A 26,415-nucleotide genomic window follows, 5' to 3' on the forward strand; every position below is an offset into this window, starting at 1 on the left:
GAGGCCGGGCGGCTGGTCAGGTCGTGTGGAGGGTGGTCAGCATGGCCGACCAGGAGGTGGTGGTGATGGTGAGGTGCCCGAGGTCCGGGGCCTTGCTGTCGCGAACCGGGATGGTGTCGAGGGTGGTTGCGACCTCGACGCAGTTGCCGCCGTTGTCGCTGCTGTAGCTGCTCTTGCGCCAGTGCCGGGGCGTGGCTGCCTTCGTGATCATGGGCTCACAGTTCCTTCAGCGTGGAGGCGATCAGATCGATTGACCGCGTGGGCGAAAGGGCCTCGGCAGTCAGCAGATCGTAGGCTCGCTGAGCGGCCCTCACTTCCGCCGGTGCCGCGAGAATCTGCCCCTGCAAGAATCCGTCCACGTAGACCACGTCTGGTCCTTCGTCCAGCGTAAGCGCTGCGAACGGCCCGCCCACCCCCGCATGACCGCCGGCTTCGTAGGGAATCACCTGGATCACGAAGCGAGGCAGTTGTGCAAGTTCGATGATGCGCTCGAACTGCTCACGCATGATCTCGGAACTCCCCCAGCAGCGGCGCAGGGCGTTCTCGTCCAGCACGGCACGAAACTCTGGGGGATCAGGGCGCTCGAAGATGCGTTGCCGCTGCATCCGAGCCGTGACCTGTTCCTCCAGTGCGGTCGCATCGGGCCGCCTGGCTGCCAGAACCGCGCGGGCGTAGCGCTCCGTCTGAAGCAATCCGGGTACTACCTGCACCTCGAACGACCTGATGATCGTCGCCGCCTCTTCGAGTTCGACGAACGGCCTGAACCACGTCGGGTACGCGTACCTGATCACCAGTGGCCACAATCGCTGGAAGCGGTCGCCTGTTGCGAAGAGTTCGTCGGCGAGCTTGGACAAGTCTTCGGTGGGGAGGCGCTTCGCGGCCTCGATCTTGTTGAGCAGCGACGGGGCCATCCAGGCACGCTTGGCCATCTCGCGTTGGGTCATCTTGATTTTCTCGCGCTCGCGCCTCAGTTCGGTCGCGTAGAACTTCAGAACGGACGCCGAGGGGTCCAGTTCGGTGGCGGCGGACACAGTGCCCCCAGAAACACGTTGAAAGCGAACGAAGTCAACCCCGGCCCCAGCCGATCATAGGTACTTCTCGTCACGCTTGGCATACAAACGACTGCATTGAGTTTGTATGTCAACGGAAGGCGGCCCGGCATGACCCACCCCCTGCGAAAGCCCCTCGCCCCATCGCATCTCATCGACACGGACGCCGAATCCGTCCCCGAGCCGCCGGGCAGCGGCATCACGATCGCTGTGTACACGGTCGGGCCGGAGGGGGTGCGCGTGGTTGTGCCGCGCGAGCGGCACAAGCGTTCGGCGCGGGATCCGTGGCCCACCCCGGATCCGCCGTGTCGGTGCTCGCCGGATTGCCCGATGCGGTGAACCTCCCGGCGTAGGCGGGTCCTTCGCGCGGTCGCCCACGGATCGGCGTCTGGGCTCAAGTCTTGGGAGTGGGGCGCCGATTACGCGGGCGGAGGGTGTGGGGCGTGATGGCGACGGCTGTGCGGTCACCGGTGGGACCCGGCGGTGATCACGAGCGGTGATGGCCATCCCGCGGGGCGATCCCCCGCGGGCCCCGCCCCGCCGGGGTCGAGGGCCCCGCGACCCTCGTGATCCCCACGATCCCGTGAACGAATCGAGAGGCATGTGCATGACTACGCGTTACGTATGGGATGACCTGCCCGGCGCCGTTCGGCGGCGCGTCGAGTCGGTCGTGGGGACGGTGGTCGGGGCCGAGAGTCCGGACACGTGCTACACGTCGCCGTTCGTGGCGACGCTGGGCACCGCGGAAGGCGGCCGTGCGTTCGCCAAGGGTGCGCCGATCGGGGACACCGACGTGGCCGAGGGGTTGCGGCGGGAGGCGGTGGTGTCGCCGATCGTGGGGCGGTTCGCGGCGACGCTGCTCGGGGAGATCGCCGTCGACGGGTGGTGCGTGCTCGTGTTCGAGTATGTCGACGGGACGCATCTCGACCTCTCGCCCGGCTCCGGCGAACTGGGTGTGCTGGCCGAGACGTTGGAGGACGTACAGACCATCGACCCGCCGCCCGGTGTCGAACTGCCGCCCCTCGCCGAACGATGGGAGAAGTACCTCACCGGCGACGAGCGTTCCCTGCTGGCCGGCGACACGCTCGTGCATACGGACCTGGACCCGGAGAACCTGATGATCAGGTACGCCGGTTACGGCCGCCGGCTGTACCTGCTCGACTGGGGCCGCGCGGCGATCGGGCCGGCGTGGGCCGAGTATGCCGGGCTCTACGACCGGCTGCTCCTTCGTGGCCACACTCCCGAGTCGGCCCGGGCCTGGCTGAATCGCTTCCCCGTGTGGCGGCGCGCCGATCGCGCCGCGCTGTGCGCCTTCGTCGCGGCCCGGCAGCGACAGGAGATCGACCTCATGGGGGACAAGGCCGCCGCCCCCGGCGTCGCGCGCTGGGCGACGCTGCTCGACGAGTGACCGGCGAAGCCGCCCTCACCGGCGGGACCTCTCCCGCTCACCGCACCCTTCACCGCACCCTCAGCGCATCCACCGCCAACCTCCCCACCGTCCCGATCACCGCGTCCGCGGCCGGCAACGAGGCCGCCGTGTCCGCCGAGCGGGTGCAGACCGTGATCGCGTAGCGGCCACCGTCCGGGTATTCGACGACGCCGGCCTCGTGTCGCATCGTCGGCAGCGTCCCGGTCTTCCCGGAGACCCGGACGTCGTCGAACGGGAAACCGGACGCCAGCCGGTGCGACCATGCCTGGAGGCCGAGCACCCGGCGCAGCCCCGCCCCGAATTCGCCCCCGCACGCCTCGTCCCGCCAGATCGCGGCGAGCAGCCGGGTCAGGTCGCGCGGCGTGCCCCGGTTCGAGCGGTTCGGATCGAGGGCCCGCAGCCGGGCAACCACGGCCGGGTCGACCAGCGCCGCCGGGCCGTTCGGGCCGGCGTCCTCCCGCATGCCCGCGTACAGCTCGCGCAGCGGTTCGATCGCCACCGTCCGGGTCAGGCCCAGTTCGACCATGGTCGCGTTCACCGTGTCCAGGCCCAGCTCGTCCCACAGCGCGTCGGCCGCCGCGTTGTCGCTCACCGCCACCGTCAGCGAGGCCAGGTCGCGCAGCGACATCGTGACCGGATCCAGCATCGCGGCCACGCCGGTACCGCCCGGCGAACGCCCGGCGCCCGCAGGCAGTTCGATCCGCCGGGTCAGCTCCACCCGGCCCGCCGCCGCCTCCCGGAACAGCGTGGTGACCAGGCACAGTTTGTGCAGACTCGCCGTGCTGTACAGCGTGTCCGCACCCACTTCGACCTCGCGACCCCTGTCGATGTCGACCGCGTGCAGCGCACCGGTGACGCCGGCGTCGGCGAAGGCGGCGGTGATGCGCCCCCGGACGGTGCGCAGGACGCGCGGCGACGAGGCGCCGGGGCTCGGGCGGCCTGCGCCGGGGCCGCCGTCGGGTGCGGTGCGGGGATCGGTCACAGCGGGAACTCCGAGGCGGGGCGTGGGAAGAGCGGCCGGCCGGGACGTTCGGCGAGCACCCCGGCGTGGCGCCGCAGCGCGTCCTGCGCGGTCTCGGTGAACGCCCGCACGGCCGGCCCGTCGGCGCCGCGCGGCCAGGCCGTCGAGGTACGCCACGCGAGCGGCGTCCCAGCCAACGGCCGCCACACCGTGCCCGGTTCGGGCGCCGTCGCGGGCATCAGCGCCACCGCCGCGCCGGACAACACCAGCGCCCGCGCGAAGTCGCCGGCCGGGACGTCGTGCACCGCCGCCGGCGTACAGCCGTGCCGGGCGCATGCGGTCAGCGTCTCGTCGTACAGCGCCGGGGCGAACTCCCGCGGGAACAGCACCAGCTCACACCCCGTCAGGTCGGCGAGCCCGATCTCGGTCGAATCCGCGAGCGGGTTCCCGGCGGCCAGGAGCACCCCGAGCGGCTGGTACGACATCGGCCCCAGCTCCAGGTCGGCCACCGCGCATGGGTGGCGCAGTACGCCCACGTCGAGGGTGCCGGCCGCCAACTCGCGCAGTTGCCCGGCGGTGGTCAGCTCGCGCAGCTCCAACGTGCCGCCCGGCGAGCGGTCCCGAAACCCGGTCAGGATCGCCGCGACGGCCGCGCCGCCCAGGTCCGGCGGCACGGCCGCCCGGATCGCGCCCGTGGCCCCGCTGCGCAACCCGGCCACGGCCGCGCCGAGCCGATCGGCGGCGGCCAACAACGCGCCCGCCTCGGCCAGGACGACCCGGCCCGCCGGGGTCAGCACGACCCCCCGGCTGTTGCGATCGAACAGGCGCACGCCCAGTTCGCGTTCGAGCCGCTGGATGCGCTGCGACAGGGACGGCTGGGCCACCCGCAGTCGCTCCGCGGCGCGGCCGACGTGTCCTTCCTCGGCAACGGTCCGGAAGTACCGGAGATGCCGAAGGAGGTCCATGACCAGCAATGATAGCCATTGGGCTATCGGCCCCGGTGCGATCACACTCTTGGACCTCCCGGTCGAATCCCTGTTCTCCTGTCGAGGCACGCGCAGATCGGGGAGGACGCAGATGACGCACGGAGTGAACGCGATACCCGGGTCGCCGGGATCGCCAGGGTCACCCGGACCGGAGCCCCGAGCCAGGCGCCGCCCCAGGCGGCCCCGCCGCGCCTGGGCCCTCGTGGTCGCGGGCGCGCTGGTCCTCGGTGGCACCGGCTGGGCCGCCGTCGATCGCCGGCTCGGGGGCGGGGACGACGACCGGCTCGGCCCGGCCGGGGCGCGGGGCACGGCGAGCGGCGAGGCGGACCGGGCCGCGCGTACCTTCCTCGACCACTGGGCCGCCGGCCGCTGGGCGGAGGCGGCGCGGCTGACCGACGATCCGCCGACCGCCGAGACCACGCTGCGCAGCTTCACCGTCGGCCTGGAGATCACCGAGCCCACGTTCACTCCCGGCCCGGCCCGGGCGGCGGCCGGCGCGGTCACGGTGCCGTTCGGCGCGGCGATGCCGGTGGCCGGACTCGGCGCCTGGAACTACGACTCGACGCTTACGTTGGCCAAGGGCGACGGGGGCTGGATCGTGAAGTGGCAGCCGGCCCTGGTCCACCCCAAGCTCGGCGCCGAGGCCAAGTTCCGGCTGGCCAAGGGCGCTGCGGGCGCGCCGGCGGCGAAGGTGCTGGACCGCAACGGCGGTGTCCTGTCCCCGGCCGACCACCCGTCGCTGACCCCGATTTTCGCCGCCGGCGGCGGGGCCGGGTCCGGCGGCGGATCGGTACAGCTGATCAGCCGGGCCACCGGCGAAGTCGTGTCGACCGAGGCCGAGTTCGGCGCGACCAGGCCGGCCCCGGGCGGCGGCCCGGTGGCCACCACGATCGACCCGAGGCTCCAGCGCGCGGCGGACGCGGCGGTGGCGAAGCACGCCAACGGGCGGCTGGTCGGCCTGGTCGCGGTGAGCATCGACAAGGGCGAGGTACTGGCGCTCGCGAACGCGCCGACCACGGGCATGAATCGGGCCTTCATGGGTCGGTACGCACCCGGCTCGACGATGAAGGTGATCACCACCGCGGCGCTGCTGAGCAAGGGCGCGGTGAAGCCGAGCGATGTGGTGGACTGCCCGAAGTACCTGACCGTGGGCAAGCAGTTCCACAACGTGGAGACGTCGGAGATCCGTGGGGCCACGTTCCGCGAGGACTTCAAGCACTCGTGCAACACGGCGTTCGTCTCGCTGCGCGGCAAACTCGGCAACGACGAGCTGAGCCGATTCGCGAACGACCACTTCGGGATCGGCCAGGAGTGGAAGACGGGGATCGCCTCGTTCGACGGCAAGGTGCCGCTGCCGGTGGACGAGACCGACAAGTCGGCGGCGATGTTCGGCCAGGGCACGGTACAGGCGAACCCGCTGGTCATGGCGTCGGCGACGGCGACGGCGGTGTCCGGCAAGTTCCGCCAGCCGGTGGTGATCAAGGGCCAACGGCCCACCGCGAAGGGCCGCGACCTGCCCGCGTCGGTGGTCGCGGACCTGCGCGGCCTGATGCGCGCCACGGTCACCGACGGCTCCGCCAAGATCCTGGCCGACCTCCCCGGCGACGTCGGCGCCAAGACCGGCACCGCCGAGGTGACCGAGACCGGCCCCAACAACGGCTGGCTGGTCGCCTACCGAGGCAACGTAGCCATCGCCTGCCTGGTCGAAGGCGGCATCACCGGCAGCGGCTCCGCCGGCCCGATAGTCCACGACATCCTGTCGACAACGACCTGACCACGCACAACACCAACCGAACCGCCCGCCAAGCGCCAACCTCGAACGCAGACGTCGCACGCCGACCTCAAACACCAACGCCAACCTCAAACGCCGACCGAGCGACATCCAGCCCGGCCGGCGTTTGAGGCCAAGTAGCCCGTCCGGCGCTTGAGGACAAGCGGGCCGCAGGCCGGCCGCCACGCGCGAACAGCCGTACCGCAGCCCGGCCGCGCCTCAAACCAGCCGGCCGCAGCCCACCCGCACCGCGAACAACCAAGCCCCGCCCAAGGAGACCTAAACCCCGAAGGCCAACCCCACAGACCGTCCTATCTCCCGCCGCTGCAGGTAGAAACACGCCTTGTGCGGCTCCGCCCCATGCTCCCCGGTGTACCCACCCCGAAGCACCGGCCCGCCCTCCATGGGCACCGGGAACATCCGGGCCAACGTGGGATCGGCCGCCACGAGATCGTCCCGGTCGGCGAGGTTCACCCAGTTCTCCACGAACGCCGGCGGCTGCGCCGGCTGCGGCCGCACCCACGAGTCGACCACCGTGTCCGGGCCGAGCGGCGACCCGAGGGTGATCAGCAGCGGCAGCGGTCTGCGCAAGCGGTGCGCGAGTTCGTACGCGACCACCGCCCCGAGCGAATGCCCGATCACCACCTTGGTGTCGAAGCCGATCTCGGCACCGACCCGGTCCAGCACCCGATTCCGGGTCTGATCGTCCGTCAGATAGCGGGTGAGCTGGGTGAGCGCCTTGTTCACGAATCCGCCGGCCGAGCCCGGGCCGTCGGCCGCGAACCAGCGCAGCCCCGCGAGTCCACACGTGGGGGAGAGCACGACGGTGCGTCCCGTCTCCCCGGGCCCGCCCTCCAGGCGGGCGATCTCCCGTGCCGCGCGCTGCCGTTCCGGCGGTACCGAGCCGCGAACCGCGGCACGATCCAGCCATTCGCGGCCTATCCGCGCGGTCACCTCGTGCTGGATGTCCTCGTCGATCATTTCGCTCTGCGACGGGTGCCGGCGGAGCAGATCACCATAGAACGCCATCCGCGCGTCGATCCCGCGACGGGTGTGGCGGTACTTCCACAGACGGTCCGCGACCTCGGGAAAACCTGCGGCCTTCACTCCCCGGGCCAGTCGTGGGACCCACTCCTCCTCGAGCGTGTGGGCCGACCTGTATTCCTGCGCGATCCCGTGTACCAGCACGATGGCGGCCATCGTGTCCCCTCCCAAGCCCCGAGTCCTTGACGAGCGCGCTCTCGGACGCCGGGCCCAAGAGTTGTGCGAAGGGCCGATCGACGCGGGGGGACGCAGACCGGAGAGTGGCTTCGCAAGGTTCTCTTACCCAGTCGGTAACGGAAGTTGGCATTTGAGTGAAGTTACTTCCGGGTTGTTCGACGAGATGTGCCATCCGGCCGGAAATATTCGCGCCTGCCCGGGGCCGCCACACCCCTGCCACACCCCCGCCACGCCCCCCGCGGCGCCCTCGGCGCGCGTTCGCGCACCCGCCCAGCCCCGCCGAGCCGGCCGTACTCCGCGTGAACCACCCCGCCGTCGGGCGGTGGACCACCCCGCCGTCGGGCGGTGGACCACCCCGCCGCCGGATCGCGCCGCCGGCCCGTCCGGCCGTCACGGAATCCGTTTCCGCTTCGCCATAGACTTGGCCCCCACACCCGACGAAACCGAAGGAACCCGCCTGCATGCCTGGCATCACGCGCGAGGAGGTCGCCCACCTCGCCCGGCTGTCGCGCCTGGAGCTCGGGGCCGAGGAGCTCGACCACCTCGCGGCCCAGCTCGACGACATCATCGGCGCGGTAGCCCGCGTCGCCGAGGTCGCAGCCGACGACATCCCGCCGACCTCGCATCCGCTGCCGCTGACCAACGTCATGCGGCCGGACGTCGTCCGCCCCGGGCTCACCCCCGAGGAGGCGCTGTCCGGTGCGCCGGCCGCCGAAGAGCAGCGTTTCCGGGTGCCCCGGATCCTGGGAGAGGAGTGACGGCCATGACCGAGACCATCCGCTGGACCGCGGCCGAGACCGCCTCCGCCATCGCCGACGGCAAGGTCACCGCCGTCGAGGTCGCCCAGGCGCACCTGGACCGCATCGAGGCCGTCGACGCCAAGGTGCACGCCTACCTGCACGTGGACGCCGACGGTGCGCTCGCCGCGGCCAAGGCCGTCGACGACGCCCGCGCGCGCGGCGACCGCCTCGGCCCGCTGGCCGGCGTACCGCTCGCGCTCAAGGACGTGTTCACCACCAAGGGCGTGCCGACCACCTGCGGGTCGAGGATGCTGGAGGGCTGGCGGCCGCCGTACGACGCGACCGTGACCCGCCGGCTCAAGGACGCGGGCGTGGTCGTCCTCGGCAAGACCAACATGGACGAGTTCGCCATGGGGTCCTCGACCGAGAACTCCGCCTACGGCCCGACCGGCAACCCGTGGGACACCACGAAGGTGCCCGGCGGCTCCGGTGGCGGTTCGGCCGCCGCCATCGCCTCCTTCCAGGCGCCGCTGGCGATCGGCACCGACACCGGCGGCTCGATCCGCCAGCCCGCCGCGCTCACCGGCACGGTCGGCGTCAAGCCGACCTACGGCGGGGTCTCCCGCTACGGCCTCGTCGCCTTCTCCTCCTCGCTCGACCAGGGCGGCCCGTGCGCGCGCACCGTGCTCGACGCGGCGCTGCTGCACGAGGCGATCGCCGGGCACGACCCGCTCGACTCGACCTCGATCGACGCCCCGGTGCCGAACGTGGTCGAGGCCGCCCGCTCCGGGAGCGTGCGCGGGATGCGCGTCGGCGTGGTCAAGGAGTTCGCCGGCGAGGGCTACCAGACGGGCGTGCTGGCGCGCTTCGCCGAGGCCGTCGAACTGCTGCGCGAGCTGGGCGCGGAGATCGTCGAGATCTCCTGCCCCAACTTCACCTACGCGATGCCGGCCTACTACCTGATCGCGCCCTCGGAGGCGTCCTCCAACCTGGCCCGCTTCGACGCCATGCGGTACGGCCTGCGGGTCGGCGACGACGGCGAGCACTCCGCCGAGGAGGTCATGTCGCTGACCCGCGAGGCGGGCTTCGGCGCCGAGGTCAAGCGCCGGATCATGCTCGGCACGTACGCGCTGTCCTCCGGCTACTACGACGCGTACTACGGCCAGGCGCAGAAGGTCCGCACGCTGATCACGCGCGACTTCGAGGCCGCGTTCGCACAGGTCGATGTTCTGGTCTCGCCGACCACGCCGACCACCGCCTTCCCGATCGGGGAGCGCGCGGACGACCCGATGGCGATGTACCTCGCGGACCTGTGCACCATCCCGTCCAACCTCGCGGGCAACGCCGCGATGTCGCTGCCGTGCGGGCTCGCGGACGAGGACGGCCTGCCGGTGGGTCTGCAGATCATCGCGCCGGCGATGGCCGACGATCGGCTGTACAAGGTGGGCGCCGCCGTCGAGGCCGGCTACCTCTCCCGCTGGGGTACCCCGCTGCTCGACCGCGCGCCCGCGCTCTGATCCTTCCCGACTTTCCCGGCGACTTTTCGAGGAGTCGATATGGCCAAGAAGAAGAAAGCCCCCAAGAGCAACATCGGCAAGGTCTTCAGCGTCGGCATGCAACTCGTCGGCGCCTTCGGCGTGATCAAGCAGATCAAGGAGGCGCGCGGCAAGAACGACAAGCTCGAACTGGCCGACGCGGTGATCAGCGCCGCCGCGGTCGTCACCGGTTTCGCCCTGCTGATCCGGGCGATGCGCGAGACCGACGACGAGCTGACGGAGGCCGACGCCCTGTGAGTACCACCAGCCTGATGTCCTACGAGGACGCGCTGGAGACCTACGACCCGGTGATGGGCCTGGAGGTCCACGTCGAACTGGGCACCGCGACCAAGATGTTCTGCGGCTGCTCGACCGAGTTCGGCGCCGCGCCCAACAGCCAGGTCTGTCCGACGTGTCTGGGCATGCCCGGCGCGCTGCCCGTGGTCAACGCGACCGCTGTCGAGTCGGCGATCCGGATCGGCCTCGCGCTCAACTGCTCGATCGCCGAGTGGTGCCGCTTCGCCCGGAAGAACTACTTCTATCCGGACATGCCGAAGAACTTCCAGACCTCGCAGTACGACGAGCCGATCGCGTTCGACGGCTACCTCGACGTCGAGGTCGAGGGCAAGACGTGGCGGGTCGAGATCGAGCGCGCGCACATGGAGGAGGACACCGGCAAGTCGCTGCACATGGGCGGCGCGACCGGCCGCATCCACGGCGCCGACTACTCGCTGCTCGACTACAACCGGTGCGGCATCCCGCTGATCGAGATCGTCACCAAGCCGATCGAGGGCGCGGGCGAGTTGGCCCCGCTGGTCGCCAAGGCGTACGTGGCCGAACTGCGCGAGCTGATCCGCGCGCTCGGGGTGTCCGAGGCCCGGATGGAACTCGGCCAGATGCGCTGCGACGCGAACCTGTCGCTCCGGCCCAAGGGGCGGGAGAAGTTCGGCACCCGCAGCGAGACCAAGAACGTCAACTCGCTGCGCTCGGTCGAGCGGGCCATCCGGTTCGAGATCCAGCGGCACGCCACGGTGCTCTCCGACGGCGGCACCATCGTCCAGGAGACCCGGCACTTCCACGAGGACGACGGCAGCACCACCGCCGGTCGGATCAAGGAGGAGGCGGAGGACTACCGCTACTTCCCCGAGCCCGACCTGGTGCCCGTCGCGCCCTCGCGCGAGTGGGTCGAGGAGCTGCGCGGCACGCTGCCGGAACTGCCGTCGCTGCGCCGGGCCCGGCTCCAGGCCGAGTGGGGCGTCAACGACTTCGAGATGCAGTCGATGGTCAACGCGGGCGTGCTCGACGTGATCCTGGCGACGATCGACGCCGGGGCCGACGCGGACGCGGCGCGCAAGTGGTGGCTGGGCGAGCTGTCCCGGCGGGCCAACGAGCGCGGCGTCGAGGTGGCCACGCTGCCGATCACCCCGACCCAGGTCGCCCGCGTGGCGGCGCTGGTCAAGGGCGGCGAGCTGAACGACAAGCTGGCCCGCCAGGTGATCGACGGCGTACTGGCCGGCGAGGGCGAGCCGGACGCGGTGGTCGAGGCGCGCGGGCTCAAGGTCGTCTCGGACGACTCCGCGCTCGGCGCGGCCGTGGACGAGGCGATCGCGGCCAACGCGGGCATCGCCGACAAGATCCGCGGCGGCAAGGTGCAGGCGGTGGGCGCGCTGGTCGGCGCGGTGATGAAGACCACGCGCGGGCAGGCCGACGCGGCGCGCGTACGGGAGCTGATCCTGGAGCGCCTGGGCGTGTCCTGACCGGGCCGCCTTCTTGGATGGTGCCGAGAGCCCCCGACCGCCGCGCGCGGTCGGGGGCTCTCGGCGTTTTTCGAGTCCGGACAGGAGCCGGTGTTCGGCGCCCGTTGGCCTCCGTTCAGCCGCTCTTCACCGTCCGTGGTCGGAAAGTACCTCGGTGTGCCTGAAGTTCCACCGGGGTTCTCCCTAGGTCTGTTCGACCCCCTTATCGGGTTCTTCCGAGGCGCCTTAGATCGGTAGCGGGCGAGCCGAGTGATCCCGGATGCGGCATCCGACCGATGTCCGCAGCCCCCCTGGGACGCGAAGCTCGTACCACGAGCCGGACGGACCGGCTCGGTGACCCGGAGGTCGAACACCATGTTGGAATACGAACTCTTCCGCACCCGCCAACTCGAACTGCGCGCCACTGCCGAGCGGGACCGCGTGGTCCGCGAGGCGCTGCGCACGAGCCGGTTGGCGGCCAAGGCGGCGCGGGCGGCCCGGCGCGAGGAGCGGCGAAGCGGTCACGGTGCCGGCGGTCTCAGTTCCGATCGCGGCGTATCGGGGTGGCGGATATCCCATCTGCGCCTGTTCGCGCGGTAGAAGCGCGTAAGACGCGAGGCAGGCACGTGACGCCGGCCACGCTCGGCGGAACCCTGCGGCTGACCTGCGCAAACGGGTTTCGCCGGGCGTGAAATACCCCGCTGCGAGGGGGAGGGACGTGACATGCTCGGCATCGTGGCGAGTATTTCGGTTTCTCCCGTGTTCGTAGGCCGGTCCCTGGAAATGGCGCGGTTCGGCACGGCCCTGCGCGAAGCCGACGAGGGCACGCCGGGTGTGGTGCTCGTCGGCGGCGAGGCCGGCGTGGGCAAGACTCGGCTGCTCCAGGAGTTCCTGCAGCGAGCCGAGGAGCAGGGCGCGGTCACCACCGTCGGCGGCTGTCTGGAACTGGGTGCGGAGAGCCTGCCGTTCGCGCCGATCTCGGCCGCGCTGCGCACCCTCTCGCGCCGGATGGGCCCCGAGCTGGCCGAGGCCGCCGCCGGCCGTGAGCGCGATCTCGCCTGGCTGCTGCCCGATCTGGCGCCGGGCACCATCACGCGCGACGGCGAGTTCGACCGGGTCCGCCTGTTCGAGCTGATGCTCGGCCTGCTGGAGCGGCTCGGCACCGACCGCACCCTGGTGATCGCGATCGAGGACCTGCACTGGGCCGACTCGTCCACGCGCGAACTGCTCGGCTTCCTGTTCCGCCTGCTGCGCACCGGCCGCATCCTGATCATCGGTACGTATCGCGCCGACGCGGTCGGCCGCCGCCACCCGCTGCGCTCGTTCCTGGCCGAGCTGGACCGGGTGCACAACGTCTCCCGGATCGACCTGTCCCGGCTCACCCGGGCCCAGGTCGGCGACCAGCTGCGCGGCATCCTGCGTGAGGAGCCGCCGCGCCGGTTGATCCGGCAGATCTTCCAGAAATCGGAGGGCAACGCCTTCTTCGTCGAAGAGCTGGCGTGCAGCATCCGCGACGGCCAGCTCACCGGCATCTCCGACACGTTGCGCGACCTGCTGCTGATCCGGATCGAGGAGTTGTCCGAGGACGCGCAGAAGGTGATTCGGCTCGCCGCGATCGGCGGGGTCACGGTCGGCCACCGACTGCTCACCGAGGTCTCCTGGCTCGACCCCGACCGGCTGGAGGAGGCGCTGCGCACGGCGGTGTCCGCGCACGTCCTGGTGCCGACGGGCGACGAGTTCCAGTTCCGGCACGCGCTGGTGCGCACCGCCGTCCGGGAGGACCTGATGCCGGGCGAGCGGGTCCGGCTCTACGCGACCTTCGCGGAGGCCCTGGAGCGCTGCCCCGACCTGGTCGGCGCGGACGAGCTGCGCGGACGGATCGCGACCTACTGGTTCCACGCCGGCAAGGCGGTCAAGGCGCTGCCGGCGGTGCTCGCGGCGGCCGAGGCGGCCCGTGAGCGCTATGCCTTCGACGAGCGCACCCGGCTCCTCGAGCGGGCCCTGCTGCTGTGGGAGCAGGTGCCCGAACCGGAGCGGTTGAGCGGTCGCCGGCTGCTCGACGTCTACATCGAGGCGGTCACCGCGGCCCGGCTGGGCAGCGAGCGCGAGTTGGCCATCCACTTCTGCAAGCGCGCCATCGAACTGGTGGACCCGGTCGCCGAACCCGAGTTGGCCGCGTTCCTGTGGCGGGAGAAGGCCCGCGGTCTGCGCACGATGTGCCGCTCGTCGGGCCGGCCGGAGCTGAACCGGGCCAAGGAGATCCTGGACGGGCTGCCACCGTCGAAGGAACAGGCCCGCGTGCTGGCGCACATCGCCCGGGACCGGATGCTCGACGGCGAGGGCGGGGAGGTGATCGCCGACGCGATGATCGCGCTGGAGCACGCGCAGCTCGTGGGCAGCCCCGACATCGAGGCCGAGGCACGCAAGACGCTCGCCTGCGGCCTGGTGCAGATCGGCCGGGTCGAGGAGGGCATGGCGCAGCTGGCCCTCGCCGAGGAGACCGCGATCCGCAGCAGCGAGCCGGACAGTCGCGTACACATCCTGAGCAACAAGGCATCGCTCCTGGAGGGCCTGGGCCGGCACCGGGAGAGCACGGTGGCCGCGCGACTCGCGATGGAGCTGGCCGCCGAACGCGGACTCACCCGCACGTCGGGCTCGTTCGCACTGGGCAACCTGGCCGAGTCGCTGCTGTCGGTCGGCGACTGGGCCGATCTGGCGACGCTGGTGGAGAAGACCCTCGATCTCGATCCGGGCCCGCAGACCACCCGCCATCTCGAACTGCAACTCGTCGGCCTGTGCCTGGCCCGGGGCGACGTGCGGGGCGCCAAGGCGCACCTGCGGCGGTCCCGGCTGGCCGCCGGTTCGCGCTACGTCGAGGCGCAATACGCGATCCCGCTGGCCCGCGCGGAGATCCGGGTGGCCGAGGCGCAGGGCAGGCTGGACGAGGCCCGCGAGGCGCTGGTCGCGGCACTGGCCGCCGGCTGCCCACCCGGCCACCAGCGCTACATGTGGCCCCTGCTCGCCGACGCCGCCGCGAACGAGGCCGACGCCCGCACCTCGACCGTGCGCCCACGCGAATCGGAGCTGAAGACCCGCCAGGACATCGCCGACCGGATCGCGGCGATGGCCGCATCGCTCGCGATCGACTGCCCGCTCGACGCGGCCTACGCCGCGCTGGTCAGGGCCGAGTCGGCCCGGGCGGCCGGCACCGACGACGCCGAACTGTGGGGCCTGGCCGCCGCCGCCTGGGAGCTGACCGAACAGCCCTACCGCACCGCCTGGGTCCGCTTCCGCCACGCCGAAACCCTGCTCGCCACCGGCAACCGCGACGCCGCCGCCCGCCGCCTGGCCGAAGCCGCCGAAACGGCCGCCCGGCTCGGCGCCAGGACCCTGCGCGAACACATAGACCTGCTCAGCCGCCGAGCCAGGGTCGGCCCGCCCACCCAGGGCGAGTCCGACACGACGCTGCCGACCCTGACCCCACGCGAGATCGACGTCCTGCGGCTGGTCGCCGACGGCCGCAGCAATCGCCAGATCGCGGAGGAGCTGTACATCAGCGCCAAGACCGCCAGCGTCCACGTCTCGAACATCCTGGCCAAACTCCAGGTCACCGGCCGAGGCGAGGCAGCGGCGGTGGCGCACCGACTGCACCTGGTCGACGGCTAGCGGCATCACGGGAGGGCGCCGCCCGCGCCGCGATGGCCGCCCAGCCACAGACGGGCCGAGCCGTTCGCGCCGCCGGCGGAGTGCGGGGCTTCGAGACTGGGGGCTTCGGGCGGGGCGGGTGTGTTGGTCGGCGGAAAAGGCGGCCTGCAGCGGCGGACAGGGAGGGCGCTCGGGTTGGGTTCGCCGGGCGCGCGTTCTTGAGTGGGTCGGGTGTTTTCGGCGGGGGTTGAGCTTTTGGTCGCGGGTCTGGCTGGTGCGGGGTTGGCCTGAGTCGGTGGTGGGCCGCCGCCGGCGTGCGGGGCTCCGAGACTGGGGGCTTCGGGCGGGGCGGGTGTGTTGGTCGGCGGAAAAGGCGGCCTGCAGCGGCGGACAGGGAGGGCGCCCGGGTTGGGTTCGCCGGGCGTGCGTTCCCGAATGGGTTGCGTCCTGGGAAGTGGTGTATGGGCTCCCACCTGATCCGGGCGTTTGGGCCGGCGTCGGAGTGCGGAGCTCCGAGACCCGAAGCTCTCGACGAGACAAACGCCTTGCTCACCGAAAGCCGGCCGGCAGCGGCGGGCAGGAGGGCGCTCGGGTCGAGTCCGCCGAGGAGCCCTCCCGAGTGGGCCGGGCGTTCCCGACGCGCGTCGCGCTCTTGGCTGCGTGGGCTGGTCCGGGGCCGGTCAGAGTCGGTGGTGGGCCGCCGGCGGCGTGCGGGGCTCCGAGGCCCGAAACTCCCGACGAGACGGGTGCGTTGGTCGGCGAAAACCGGCCGGCAGTGAGGGAACGGGTGGGCGCTGGGGTCGAGTCCGCCGAGGAGCCTTGCCGAGTGGGTCGGGTGTTTTCGGTGTGCGGTCGGCGTGTGGGTGACGAGGGTTCACAAAACCGGACGGCGTGGGGTGCCGTGGCCTCAGCGTGAGAGAAAACCGCAGGTCAGCGCCGAGATGGGGCGCTGGAGGCGCCTCGGGATCCGGTTTTGACCCTCACTGGGCACTTTCGGTCCCCCCGACGACCTCGGCGAGGTCGCAGCGCCCGCAGCCAACCCCAACCAGGCACATTTCGTCTCCACACTCGCGCCGAAGAGCCCAGAGCGCACGAAACCGGCACTCGACCCCCAACTCTCCGCCTCGACCCCACAAAACTGCAGGTCACAGAAGCCCGAAGCCCACAAGCACCCACCGAGATCCGGTTCCGAACCCCAACCCCTCCCCCAACACCACCAAAACGCACCAACCCGCCCCGAAAGGCCCCTCGACAGACTCGACCCGAGCACCCACCCGCTCCCTCGCTGCCGGCCGGTTTTCCGTGAGTAACACACTTGCCTCGCCGGAAGCCCGAAGTCTCGGAGCCCCGCACGCCGCCGGCGGTCCATTACCGACTCTGACAATCCCGGCACCGGCCACCTGCGACCACAAGCGCAACGCGCGCCGAAATCACCCGGCCCACTCGGGAACGCCCGCCCGGCGAACCCGACCCGAGCACCCTCCCCGCCCGCCGCTGCCGGCCGCTTTTTCGCCGACCGACACGCCCGTCTCGTCGGGACCTCGAAGTCTCGCAGCCCCGCACGCCGGCGGCGGCCCACCACCGACTCTGACAATCTCGGCACCGGCCACCTGCGACCACAAGCGCAACGCGCGCCGAAATCACCCGGCCCACTCGGGAACGCATGCCCGGCGAACCCGACCCGAGCACCCTCCCCGCCCGCCGCTGCCGGCCGCTTTTTCGCCGACCGACACGCCCGTCTCGTCGGGACCTCGAAGTCTCGGAGCCCCGCACGCCGGCGGCGGCCCATTACCGACTCTGACAATTTCGGCACCGGCCACCCGCAACCCGCACCCCAAAGCGCAATCCCCGCCGAAAGCACTCGACCCGCTCGGCAAGGCTGCGCACGGGCTGAGGCCCGTCCCCTTCCTACGACGGGGCTTCGGTGTGCGCTGTGGCCTAACCCGCTGCCGCTGCGCAGACGTCGGCGAGTTCGGTCAGGGTGCCCTCGAAGTCGGGGGTCAGGGTCGCCAACACGACCCATGCCTCCGGGTTGGGGCCGATTCGTTTCGCGAGTCGCGCGAGGGCCGGGCGGGGGTTTGCCTTGGACCAGTGGTTGGTGTCCACGGAGACCAGGGCTTGGAGGGCGAAGCGGACCGGGCGGGCGTGTTGGACGATCTCCTCGCAGTCGACGTCGCCGTCCGAGGCGGCTGTGACGAGCCAGGAGTGCCACTGTTCGAGGGGGCTGTCCCGCAGTCGCTCGCCCGGTGGGCGGCGGTATTCCGGGACGGGCGGTTCGGTGCGTGGGCCTCGGTCCCACTTGGCGCGCAACTCCCGCAGGGTCGTGGGGTCTTCGGCAGCCAGGGCCGCCTCGGCCGTGGTCCGGATCCGGTCCGGGAACAGGTCGCGGTGGCGGGCGAGGACATCGCGCGTGACCAGGGGGTCGGCGCGCTCCCACAGGTTCAGCACCACGTCGATCCAGTCGATGCGCCGCAGCTTGCGGGCCTCGCAGTGCGGCAGCGCGAAGTCCACCACGGCCGGATCGCCGGACCGGGCCATCGCCTCGTACTCGGCGCTGTAGGCCGGAGTCTCCATGAGCCGCATGCGCAGCTCCGGGTGCATCGGGGCGACGGGCCGCCCGGGTCGCCGGCCGGTGTAGATCTCCCGGCGCAGCTCGGCGGTGACCCCCGAGTCGTTGTTCACCAGCAGCAGGTCGAGGCCGTCGTCGCCGAGGTCGCGAAGGCGGCTCGCGTATTGCCGTCCCACATGCTGGTGTTCGGCCAACGCGGCCAACAGCGCGGGGTGGCCGCACCGCAGCGTCGCCTCGGCGACGTGGGCCGGCGGCGGGACGTTGCCCGGGAGCAGCGCGACGGCCGTCGCATCGTCCAAGTGTGGTATGACGGCGGTGAGTTCGTCCTCGTTCAGGCGACGAAGCAGGAAGCCCACCGAGGGGCGTACGGCGGCCGGTACCCGGATCGCGGCCTCTCCGGTATGTGCCGTCGACTCGGCGAACAGCTCGGGCAGCGTGCCCGTGAACCGTCCGAGTGCCCGGGCCAGATGTGCCCACGCGGCCGAACTCGTGCCCAGGGTCGCCACGATCGCGGGCCGCAGCAGCTCGTGCACGGCCATCTCACCGGTGAAATAGGCGTGTTCGCGCGAGACCACCGCGAGCACCTGGGCCGCGACCCGGGCCGGCCGCATCCGGAGCAGGATCTCGCGCGGCGCCAACACCCCGGCCCGCAACGCCGATCCGGCCTGGTCCAGGGCCTCGGTACGGGTCACCGGCGCGTCGGGCCAGTGCAACAGGCGCACGCTGCCGGCCTGGCGCGCGGTGTGCGCGAGAACGGGATGGGCGCGCACCAACGCGACGGCCCGCTCGGCGGATGTGCCGGGTCGCCGCAGCTCCGCCCGCGCCCGATCGAGCACCTCCGCCGAACCGTCGCCCACGGAGCCCTCGCCACCCGCACCGGCCGACGCCCCACCCCCAGGCGCCCCACCCCCCGGCGACTCCACGTTCGGCGACTCCACGTCCGACGACTCGACGTCCGGCGGAAAGGCCCCCGTCACCACCGCGTCGCCCCCCGCCTCGATCAGCCGGCACAGCTGACTCGCCGTCAAGCGTGGGTTGGCGGCGGCCCGTACCAGCTCCGCGCCGCTGCCGATCCGGGCGATCTCGGCCACCAGAGCGTCCGACAGACACACCTCGTTCGGCATCATCGCGTCGATCCCGCGCAGTCCCGCCAAGCGCGGGAAGACTCCCGCCGCGTCGGCTTCGGACAGCTCACGCAGCACCAACACCAGGCCCCGGTCCATGTATGTCCTCCCTCGGGCGCACACGCTAACGCCCGCCTCGGACGCCGACCCGAGGCGCCCCACCGGCCGATCCTCAGTTCAGCACCAGCCGCAGGATCCGGTCGTCGCCCTTCCGGGGCGTGCCCCGGCCGTCCGTCATATTGGTGACCAACCACAACTCGCCGCCCACGGCGACCACCGTGCGCAACCGGCCGTACTTGCCCTGGAAATACGCCTTCGGCTCGCCCACGGTGGAGCCCAGGATCGGGGCCTGCCACAACCGTTCGCCCTTGAGGCCGGCCAGGTAGACCACGTCGCCCAGGATCGCGATGCCGCTCGGCGAGGCGTCGTCGGTGGCCCACTGGGCAACCGGGTTCATGTATTCGGGCCGATCGCCCGCGCCCTCCACCTCCGGCCAGCCGTAGTTGGCGCCGGAACGGATCAGGTTGAGCTCGTCCCAGGTGTCCTGGCCGAACTCGCTCGCCCACAGTCGCCCGGTGGAGTCCCAGGCGAGGCCCTGCACGTTGCGGTGCCCCAGGCTCCACACCGGCGAGTTCGGGAACGGGTTGCCGGGCGCCGGCTTGCCCTCGGGAGTCAACCGCAGGATCTTGCCGCCGAGCGACGACCTGTCCTGCGCCGCCTCCTTGTGCCCGGCCTCGCCCGTGCCCGCGTACAACATGCCGTCCGGGCCGAACGCGATCCGGCCGCCGTTGTGGTTCGAGCCGGCCGGGATCCCGTCGAGCAACACCTCGGGCTGCCCCAGCGGTTGCCCCGGCACGTAGGTCATCCGGACGATCCGGTTGTCCCGATCGGTGGTGAGGTACGCGTAGAGGAGGTGATCGGTCGCGAACTTCGGCGACACCGCGATCCCGAGCAGACCACCCTCCCCACGATGCACCGAGCCCGGCACGGTCCCGACCGACACCGGCGGCACCGTGCCCGGCCCGAACCGGGTGATCGTCCCGGTGTCGCGCGAAGAAACCAGCGCGTCCCGATCCGGCAGCACCGCCACACCCCACGGCGTGTTCAGGTCCCGGGCCAACTCCCCGGCGACGACCGGCTCGGGCGGCTTGGCCGCGGTCGGCCCGGCCGGCACGTTCGGCGCCCCGGTCCCGGGCGTGGCCGAACGCACAGGCGTGGCCTGGTGATCGGCCGACTCGCCGCCGCCCCCACACGAGCTGAGCCCGGTCGCCAGCGCGACGACGAGCACGAGGGAGGACCAGCCGGCCCTCGGACGCCTACTGCGCACCGGAAACACCACCCACCATCTCGGGACCCCTCGACCCTAATGCGCCCCCCGCCCCCCGGCGGATGCATCGCCGCCCGACATCTACAGTTCCTGCCATGGTCAGCGACGGCAGGATCTGGGTCCCCTACAGCCTCGAACAACTCGCCCCCATCCCCGCCGCGCTGAGCGGCGAAGGCGGCGAAGGCAGTGACGGCGGCGCGGGCGGCACGGGCCCCCGCATCGACGTCTACGACGGCGCCGACGGCCCGATCCCCGACACCGCCGCCCAGGTCGAGCTGTACGTACTGCCCTACACGTTCGCCCCGCACACGCTGGAACGGATCGCGGACATGCCCCGCCTCCGGATGATCCAGACGCTCACCGCCGGCTACGAGCACGTGCTGCCGTACCTGCCGCCCGGCGTACTGCTGTGCAACGGCCGAGGCATCCACGAGACCAGCACCGCCGAACTCGCCCTCGCCCTGACCCTCGCCGCGCTGCGCGACATCCCGGGCTTCGTCCGCGGCCAGGACGCGGGGGAGTGGCGCGCCGGGTTCTACCCCGCGCTGGCCGACAAGCGGGTGCTGATCCTCGGGTACGGCGCGATCGGCGAGGCCGTCGACCGCCGGCTCCAGGGTTTCGAGGTGGACGTGGTCCGGGTCGCGCGCACCCCGCGCGACGGCGTACACGGACCGGTCCGGGCAATGAGCGAACTGCCCGACCTGCTGCCGCACACCGACGTGATCATCCTCACCGTCCCGCTCACCGAGGACACCCGCGGCCTGGTCGACGCCGACTTCCTGGTCCGACTGCCCGACGGCGCGCTGGTGGTCAACGTCGCGCGCGGCCCCGTCGTGGACACCGAGGCGCTGCTCGCCGAGGTGCGGAGCGGGCGGCTCCGGGCCGCCTTGGACGTCACGGACCCCGAGCCGCTGCCCGCCGACCACCCGCTGCGCTTCGCCCCCGGCGTATTGATCAGCCCGCACGTCGGCGGCAGCTCGTCCGCCTTCCTGCCACGCGCCCTGCGACTGATCCGCGGGCAGCTCGAACGCTGGTCCGAAGGGGTGACTCCGGTCAACATCGTGCGTCGTTGAGCAACCAAAACCGTCCGGTCGCGCTCTGCTGGGGCGTGGGGCCGGCACCGATACGGTGTGCCCCGCGCACGCGACCGGGACGGAGAGACATGGACGACAGGGGGATGGCGCACGGCGCTGTTCACGAGCGGTTCGGGGCCTCGGGACCGGCCGCGCCGGGCGATGCGCCAACCGCCCCGGCGGTCGCGGAGGGGGCGATCATCGCCCCCCGATCGAGTGAACACGACCTCCGCCTTCGCACCGTGGTCGAGCGCGCCCGGGACCGGATCGGCCCCGGCGGCCTCCCGTATCTGCTCGCCGCGCTCTTCTTCGCGATCTACACGACCCACTCGCTGCTGCGCCACCGCCGGATGGAGACGCACGCGTACGACCTGGGTCTGTTCGAACAGGTGGTCCGGTCCTACGCGCACTTCGAGGCGCCGGTGTCGGACATCCGCGCGCCCGGGTTCAACGTGCTCGGCGAACACTTCCACCCGATCCTGGCCCTGCTCGGCCCGATCTACCGGATCTTCCCCGGCCCCGGCACGCTGCTGGTGGCCCAGGCGTTCCTGGTCGCGATCTCGGTGGTCCCGATCACCCGGATCGCCGCGCGCGCGTTCGGCGGCCTCGGCGCCGCCGGCGTGGGCATCGCGTACGGGCTGTCCTGGGGCATCCAGTCGGCGATCTCCTTCGACTTCCACGAGATCGCGTTCGCGGTGCCGCTGCTCGCTTTCGGCCTCGACCGGTTCCTGCTCGGCCGGCACATCCAGGCGCTGGCCTGGTGGTTGCCGCTGGTCCTGGTCAAGGAGGACCTGGGGCTGACCCTGGCCGCCGCGGCCGTACCGCTGCTGGTGCTGCGCCGGTGGAAGTTGGCCCTCGTACACGTGCTGATCGGCGTCACCGCGTTCGCGCTGGCGATCTTCGTCCTGCTGCCGGCGATCAATCCCAACGACACCTACGCGTTCTGGGGCAATCTCGACTCGTCCCAGCGCTCCGGCGCGGCCGACCCGTCCACCTCGTTGAGCCAGGTACCGCTCACCGATCTGGTGATCGAACTGCCCAAGTCGATGGTGTTCCCCAGCGTCAAGTGGATGACGCTGTTCATGCTGCTGCTGCCCACGGGGTTCATCGCGCTGCGTTCGCCGCTGGTGGCGATGCTCGCGCCCACCATCCTGTGGCGGTTCACCTCCAGCAACACGTTCTACTGGGGCACCTACTTCCACTACAGCGCGGTACTGATGCCCATCGTGTTCGCCGCGTTCGTGGACGGCGTGGTGAAACTGCGCGCGTCGCATGTGGACTGGCTGCGTCGCTACGCGGTCAAGGCGGCGATCGTGCCGTTGGCGGTGTCGATGGCGTTCGCGCGCGACTTCCCGCTGATGGACCTGCTGCACAAGCGCACCTGGATGGTCCAGGACCGGGTGCACTCCGCGCACAAGGTGCTCGACCGGGTCCCGGACGACGCGACGGTGTCGGCGACGATGAGCTTCTCGCCGCAGTTGACCGCACGTGCGCGGGTGACCGACTTCCCGACGATCCTGCCCGGTCCGGGCTATGCGGCGATCGAGGTGTGGGGCGACAACAAGGACTGGGCCCGGTACTGGATCGCCTACCTGATCGGGCAGGGGTTCACCGAAGTGGCCAGGGAGCCGGGCGCGGTGCTACTCAAGCGGAACTGAGGCCCGGGCCGGCCGACGAGCCTGCGCGAGCCCCCGTCCCGCTCCGCCCGTGAGCCCTCCGCGCCCGTCCGCGCCGGTTCCGCGCTCCGCCGTCCGAGTACTCCCGCCGCGCCGCCGGTCGCCGGTTCGGGCATCGATCGGTGGTCCCGATCGAGCACCGCCATGCCCTCCGGAGGGCTCCGAATGCCCTCTCGGGGCTCGCGACGGCCCCCGGGCGCTCCCTGAAACTCCCAGGTTTGCCCTGATCAGAGCCCCTCTTTCCGCCCAGTGTCGGGACTTTGTCACAAATGCACGGGAAGGGACTCCCATGCTGGGCATCATTAGTTACTCTGTGTTGAGAAAGACAAGCTCACAGTGACGGGTTGGTGTATCGTCCGAGTCGTGGGGCGTTGAGAGACGCGCACGGTCGGGTGTCGCACCCCCGTCGCGCCGGCGCCGACCGCCCCGCCTCACGGCTGGGTGTGAGGGCCGGTGGTGTGCCGTGAAGCGCCGTGGCGGCGACTTCGGGCAGAGGGGAGTGCGGAATGCCGGGGGACCACTGCCGGAGTGGCCGAGCCACGACGACCCGGTGCGGCTGCTGATCTTGGCCGACACCCCTGCGCAGCGGCAGTTGAAGTACCTGATCGTGCCGCTGTGCCTCGTGTATGCGATCGGTGCGCTCCAGGGCTGGGGCAATCCGACACTGTCGCTTGCGATGGGCGACTTCGGCCTGGCCGCCGCCGCGGCCGTGGCGGCGGTCTCGTGTGCGCTCAAGGCCGTGCACGAGGCCGGCCGGGCCCGGTTGTCCTGGGCGCTGTTCGCGTTCTCCGCCACGATGGTCTCGCTCGGCAACGGTATCTGGGGCTGGTACGAGGTCGTGCTCGGCGTCCCGGTGCCCACGCCGGGGCCGACCGACGTGATCTTCCTGCTGTTCGCGCCGCCCACCATCGTCGGCCTGCTGCTCGTCGCGCAACGCCCGCGCGGGATCGCCGCGTGGACCTGCATGGCCCTGGACGGCTGGCTGATCGCGGGCTCGCTGTTCACCCTCGGGTGGAGCCTGGCGCTGGCCCGCAGTACCAGCGGGGACCGCTCGGACATCATCAAGATCGTGCTCACGCTCGCCTATCCGGTGCTCGACATCCTGATGATCAGCATGGTCCTCGGATTGCGTTTTCGGGCGGGTTCCGGAGATCGCGCGGCGCTGAATCTGGCCCTGGTCGGCCTCGCGGTCACGGTGATGAGCGACGCGCTGTGGACCACCCCCGGGCTGAACAGCGGATATCGCTCCGGCGGCCTGCTCGACGCGGGCTGGTTCGCGGGCAGCCTGCTGCTCGCCATCGCGCCGTGGACGGGCCAGAAGGTCGAGGCGCACGAGCGGCCCCGGCACCGGACCATCTCGATGTTGTCCGCGCTCACCCCGTACATCGCCGCCGCGGTGTGTACCGCCGGTGTGCTCGGCGGCGCGGTGGCCGGCCACGCGCCCGACAAGGTGGTGCTCGGGGTCGGCGCGACCGTGCTGGTCACGCTGGTGCTGCGGCAGGGCATCACGCTGGTCGACAACGTCTTCATGGCCCAGGAGTTGTCCGCCAAGGAGAGCCACTTCCGCTCCCTGGTCCAGGGCTCCAGCGATGTGATCATGATCGCGGCGAGCGACGGCGTGCTCCAGTACGTCAGCCACGCGGTGCGCCGGGTGTACGGGTTCGAGCCCGAGGAACTGGTCGGCACCCGGCTCGAACTGCTCATCCACCCGGAGGAGAGCGCCCGGGTGCAGCGCGAGTTGCGGGCGTTTTTGGACGGCACGCTGCCGGCCGGCGAGGCGGACCCGGCGATGGTGCGGGTGGAGTGCCGGATCCGCTCGGCGGGCGGCACCTGGCTGCACACCGAGTCGGCGGTCAACCGCTACGGCGACGGGCTGATCTTCAACAGCCGCGACGTCACCGACCGGATCAAGTTGCAGACCCAGCTCGAACACGACGCCTTCCACGACCGGCTCACCGATCTGCCCAACCGGGCCCTGTTCGAGGATCGGATCCAGCACGCGCTGGCCCAGCGGCGCGGGGTCACCCCCACCATCGCGGTGTTGTTCGTGGACCTGGACGGGTTCAAGGCGGTCAACGACAACTACGGGCACACCGCGGGGGACGAACTGCTCGTCCAGGCCGCGCGCCGGCTGGAACACGCGGTCCGGATCGGCGACACCGTGGCCCGGTTCGGCGGCGACGAGTTCGCCGCGCTCCTGGTCGGCGACCCGAGTCCGCGCGCGATCCGCGAGATCGCCGAGCGGTTGTTGTCCACGCTGTCCGCGCCGTACCGGATCGCCGACGGCGAGGTCCGGGTCGCGGCCAGCATCGGGATCGCCTTCTCCGCGCCCGGGATCGCCCCGGCCGACCTGATGCGGCACGCCGATGCCGCGATGTACCGGGCCAAGGACGGCGGCAAGGGCCGCGTCGAGGTCTACACCCCGGACATGGACGCCGACGTCGAACGCCGGGCGGCCCGGGCCGCGGGCCGCCGACGGGTGGACCGCGACGGGCGGCTGGCCGTGTCCTACCAGCCGGTGGTGGACCTGGACACCGGGCGCGTCCGCGACGTCGAGGCGGCGCTGTGTCGGGTCGAGGACGGCGCGGTGCCGGCCCGGGCCGACCACGTGCGGCTGACCGCGGGGGTCGACGGGCGGTTGTCACCGGTGGGCCGCCGCCTCCTCGAGGAGAGCGCGCTCGCCGCCGCGACCTGGCGCGCGGGCGGCCACGACATCGGTGTCACGGTCGGGCTCGCAGCCCGCCAGTTGACCGGTCCGGGCTTCCTGGAGGTGCTGGAGGAGACGCTGCACGCAGCCGATCTGCCGGCCACCGCGCTCACCCTGGAGATCATCGACAACGTCCTGCCCGACGGCGACGAGTTGTTGCTCGGCCGGATCGCGGTGTTGCGGCGACTGGGCGTGCGGTTGTCGCTGGACGACTTCGGCACCGGTCACTCGTCGCTGACCTACCTGCGTCGACTGCCGGTGGACGCGCTCAAGATCGACCGCTCGTTCGTCGCCGAGGTCGGCACGTGTCCGCATCTGACCGTGCTCACCTCGACGATCGTGCGGCTCGGCCTGGAATCCGGGCTGACCCTGGTGGCGGCGGGCATCGACAGCCACGCCCAGGTCGACATACTCCGCGAAATGGGCTGCCAACAGGGCCAGGGCACGTGGTTCCACCCGGCGGTCCCGGGCGACGCCATCTTCGAAGTCCTGGGCCAAACCCCGTTGGGCAACAGCGCCGTCCGAGGCCCCAGACCCGACCCCCTCCCGGAAGCCCGAACATCCCTCCCCCTACAAGTTCCCCGCCCCCAACCCTGACCCACCCACCACCACCCCGCGTCCCGCCGCCCATGCCCCTCGCTCGCCTGCGGGCTTGATCGAATCTGGACAACGCGTCTCGGATAATGAGACGTGCGAGGGCTCGGCTTGACACGTATACCGGCGCAGAGGGAGAGTCGCGGGCATGCAGACCCGAATCCTCGTACTTGAGAAGCGCGTGAACTGACCACCGAGTCGGTTCGCGCGCCCCCCTCGCTTGCCTAACGGCACGGGGGGTTTTTTGTTGCAGTCCGACGGGTCCGGGCCTC

The 26,415-nt window shown here is 71.6% G+C and carries 18 protein-coding genes; 11 read left to right on the top strand and 7 right to left on the bottom strand.

Annotated elements, in window-relative coordinates:
- Positions 1-16: 16 nt before the first annotated feature.
- Positions 17-211, bottom strand: coding sequence for a DUF397 domain-containing protein (locus ACFXKZ_RS01390; protein WP_379995151.1), 195 nt, complete (start codon positions 209-211; stop codon positions 17-19).
- 4 nt (positions 212-215) lie between these two features.
- Positions 216-1,031: a Scr1 family TA system antitoxin-like transcriptional regulator gene (locus ACFXKZ_RS01395; protein ID WP_379995153.1), complete on the bottom strand. Its 816-nt coding sequence runs from the start codon at positions 1,029-1,031 to the stop codon at positions 216-218.
- Positions 1,032-1,656: 625 nt separating this feature from the next.
- Between ACFXKZ_RS01395 and ACFXKZ_RS01400 the strand changes: the two genes are divergently transcribed.
- Positions 1,657-2,457 (top strand): phosphotransferase family protein, encoded by an 801-nt coding sequence (locus tag ACFXKZ_RS01400; protein WP_379995155.1) that lies wholly within the window; start codon positions 1,657-1,659, stop codon positions 2,455-2,457.
- 49 nt (positions 2,458-2,506) lie between these two features.
- Here ACFXKZ_RS01400 and ACFXKZ_RS01405 read toward each other — a convergent pair whose 3' ends face one another.
- Together ACFXKZ_RS01405 and ACFXKZ_RS01410 are read right to left on the bottom strand one after the other, a co-directional pair.
- The gene (locus tag ACFXKZ_RS01405) at positions 2,507-3,382 is read right to left on the bottom strand and encodes a serine hydrolase (protein ID WP_379997261.1); all 876 of its coding nucleotides are present in this window, start codon (positions 3,380-3,382) and stop codon (positions 2,507-2,509) included.
- Positions 3,383-3,456: 74 nt separating this feature from the next.
- Positions 3,457-4,404 carry a LysR family transcriptional regulator gene (locus tag ACFXKZ_RS01410; RefSeq protein WP_379995157.1) on the bottom strand — a complete coding sequence of 316 codons (948 nt, stop codon included), beginning with the start codon at positions 4,402-4,404 and terminating at the stop codon, positions 3,457-3,459.
- A gap of 112 nt (positions 4,405-4,516) precedes the next feature.
- On the opposite strand from ACFXKZ_RS01410, the gene ACFXKZ_RS01415 reads away from it, so the two are divergent.
- A complete protein-coding gene (locus tag ACFXKZ_RS01415) occupies positions 4,517-6,199 on the top strand; it encodes a penicillin-binding transpeptidase domain-containing protein (protein ID WP_379995159.1) in 1,683 nt (560 codons plus the stop codon).
- Between the two features lie 276 nt (positions 6,200-6,475).
- Here ACFXKZ_RS01415 and ACFXKZ_RS01420 read toward each other — a convergent pair whose 3' ends face one another.
- Positions 6,476-7,396, bottom strand: a complete 921-nt coding sequence (locus ACFXKZ_RS01420) for an alpha/beta fold hydrolase (protein WP_379995161.1) — start codon at positions 7,394-7,396, stop codon at positions 6,476-6,478.
- 482 nt (positions 7,397-7,878) lie between these two features.
- On the opposite strand from ACFXKZ_RS01420, the gene gatC reads away from it, so the two are divergent.
- The 6 genes from gatC to ACFXKZ_RS01450 all read left to right on the top strand — a co-directional run bounded on the left by gatC (position 7,879) and on the right by ACFXKZ_RS01450 (position 15,094).
- Entirely contained in the window at positions 7,879-8,175 is a 297-nt protein-coding gene (gene gatC, locus ACFXKZ_RS01425; protein WP_078975313.1) for an Asp-tRNA(Asn)/Glu-tRNA(Gln) amidotransferase subunit GatC, read from the top strand.
- A gap of 5 nt (positions 8,176-8,180) precedes the next feature.
- Positions 8,181-9,674, top strand: a complete 1,494-nt coding sequence (gatA, locus tag ACFXKZ_RS01430; RefSeq protein ID WP_379995164.1) for an Asp-tRNA(Asn)/Glu-tRNA(Gln) amidotransferase subunit GatA — start codon at positions 8,181-8,183, stop codon at positions 9,672-9,674.
- 39 nt (positions 9,675-9,713) lie between these two features.
- Positions 9,714-9,950 (top strand): hypothetical protein, encoded by a 237-nt coding sequence (locus ACFXKZ_RS01435; RefSeq protein ID WP_078975311.1) that lies wholly within the window; start codon positions 9,714-9,716, stop codon positions 9,948-9,950.
- A gap of 14 nt (positions 9,951-9,964) precedes the next feature.
- Positions 9,965-11,449, top strand: coding sequence for an Asp-tRNA(Asn)/Glu-tRNA(Gln) amidotransferase subunit GatB (gene gatB / locus ACFXKZ_RS01440; protein ID WP_174861556.1), 1,485 nt, complete (start codon positions 9,965-9,967; stop codon positions 11,447-11,449).
- 354 nt (positions 11,450-11,803) lie between these two features.
- Positions 11,804-12,028 carry a hypothetical protein gene (locus ACFXKZ_RS01445; RefSeq protein WP_379995166.1) on the top strand — a complete coding sequence of 75 codons (225 nt, stop codon included), beginning with the start codon at positions 11,804-11,806 and terminating at the stop codon, positions 12,026-12,028.
- 159 nt (positions 12,029-12,187) lie between these two features.
- Positions 12,188-15,094, top strand: a complete 2,907-nt coding sequence (locus tag ACFXKZ_RS01450; protein ID WP_379995168.1) for a helix-turn-helix transcriptional regulator — start codon at positions 12,188-12,190, stop codon at positions 15,092-15,094.
- A gap of 1,917 nt (positions 15,095-17,011) precedes the next feature.
- Here the strand turns inward: ACFXKZ_RS01450 and ACFXKZ_RS01455 are convergent.
- Both ACFXKZ_RS01455 and ACFXKZ_RS01460 read right to left on the bottom strand, forming a co-directional pair.
- The gene (locus tag ACFXKZ_RS01455) at positions 17,012-18,865 is read right to left on the bottom strand and encodes a hypothetical protein (protein WP_379995170.1); all 1,854 of its coding nucleotides are present in this window, start codon (positions 18,863-18,865) and stop codon (positions 17,012-17,014) included.
- A gap of 73 nt (positions 18,866-18,938) precedes the next feature.
- Positions 18,939-20,093, bottom strand: a complete 1,155-nt coding sequence (locus tag ACFXKZ_RS01460) for a PQQ-dependent sugar dehydrogenase (RefSeq protein ID WP_379995172.1) — start codon at positions 20,091-20,093, stop codon at positions 18,939-18,941.
- A gap of 95 nt (positions 20,094-20,188) precedes the next feature.
- Between ACFXKZ_RS01460 and ACFXKZ_RS01465 the strand changes: the two genes are divergently transcribed.
- The 3 genes from ACFXKZ_RS01465 to ACFXKZ_RS01475 all read left to right on the top strand — a co-directional run bounded on the left by ACFXKZ_RS01465 (position 20,189) and on the right by ACFXKZ_RS01475 (position 26,146).
- The gene (locus ACFXKZ_RS01465; RefSeq protein WP_379995174.1) at positions 20,189-21,166 is read left to right on the top strand and encodes a 2-hydroxyacid dehydrogenase; all 978 of its coding nucleotides are present in this window, start codon (positions 20,189-20,191) and stop codon (positions 21,164-21,166) included.
- A gap of 89 nt (positions 21,167-21,255) precedes the next feature.
- Positions 21,256-22,824 carry a DUF2079 domain-containing protein gene (locus tag ACFXKZ_RS01470; protein WP_379995176.1) on the top strand — a complete coding sequence of 523 codons (1,569 nt, stop codon included), beginning with the start codon at positions 21,256-21,258 and terminating at the stop codon, positions 22,822-22,824.
- A gap of 568 nt (positions 22,825-23,392) precedes the next feature.
- The gene (locus ACFXKZ_RS01475; protein ID WP_379995178.1) at positions 23,393-26,146 is read left to right on the top strand and encodes a putative bifunctional diguanylate cyclase/phosphodiesterase; all 2,754 of its coding nucleotides are present in this window, start codon (positions 23,393-23,395) and stop codon (positions 26,144-26,146) included.
- Positions 26,147-26,415 lie beyond the last annotated feature (269 nt).

It is taken from the genome of Embleya sp. NPDC059237, from assembly GCF_042754105.1.
Classification (GTDB): domain Bacteria; phylum Actinomycetota; class Actinomycetes; order Streptomycetales; family Streptomycetaceae; genus Embleya.

What these genes read in the sequence shown, in the direction of transcription:
- ACFXKZ_RS01390 (WP_379995151.1), bottom strand. Translation starts at nt 211, where the DNA reads ATGATCACGAAGGCAGCCACGCCCCGGCACTGGCGCAAGAGCAGCTAC.
- ACFXKZ_RS01410 (WP_379995157.1), bottom strand. Translation starts at nt 4,404, where the DNA reads ATGGACCTCCTTCGGCATCTCCGGTACTTCCGGACCGTTGCCGAGGAA.
- ACFXKZ_RS01415 (WP_379995159.1), top strand. Translation starts at nt 4,517, where the DNA reads ATGACGCACGGAGTGAACGCGATACCCGGGTCGCCGGGATCGCCAGGG.
- ACFXKZ_RS01420 (WP_379995161.1), bottom strand. Translation starts at nt 7,396, where the DNA reads ATGGCCGCCATCGTGCTGGTACACGGGATCGCGCAGGAATACAGGTCG.
- ACFXKZ_RS01400 (WP_379995155.1), top strand. Translation starts at nt 1,657, where the DNA reads ATGACTACGCGTTACGTATGGGATGACCTGCCCGGCGCCGTTCGGCGG.
- gatB (WP_174861556.1), top strand. Translation starts at nt 9,965, where the DNA reads ATGTCCTACGAGGACGCGCTGGAGACCTACGACCCGGTGATGGGCCTG.
- gatC (WP_078975313.1), top strand. Translation starts at nt 7,879, where the DNA reads ATGCCTGGCATCACGCGCGAGGAGGTCGCCCACCTCGCCCGGCTGTCG.
- ACFXKZ_RS01465 (WP_379995174.1), top strand. Translation starts at nt 20,189, where the DNA reads ATGGTCAGCGACGGCAGGATCTGGGTCCCCTACAGCCTCGAACAACTC.
- ACFXKZ_RS01445 (WP_379995166.1), top strand. Translation starts at nt 11,804, where the DNA reads ATGTTGGAATACGAACTCTTCCGCACCCGCCAACTCGAACTGCGCGCC.
- gatA (WP_379995164.1), top strand. Translation starts at nt 8,181, where the DNA reads ATGACCGAGACCATCCGCTGGACCGCGGCCGAGACCGCCTCCGCCATC.
- ACFXKZ_RS01455 (WP_379995170.1), bottom strand. Translation starts at nt 18,865, where the DNA reads ATGGACCGGGGCCTGGTGTTGGTGCTGCGTGAGCTGTCCGAAGCCGAC.
- ACFXKZ_RS01435 (WP_078975311.1), top strand. Translation starts at nt 9,714, where the DNA reads ATGGCCAAGAAGAAGAAAGCCCCCAAGAGCAACATCGGCAAGGTCTTC.
- ACFXKZ_RS01470 (WP_379995176.1), top strand. Translation starts at nt 21,256, where the DNA reads ATGGACGACAGGGGGATGGCGCACGGCGCTGTTCACGAGCGGTTCGGG.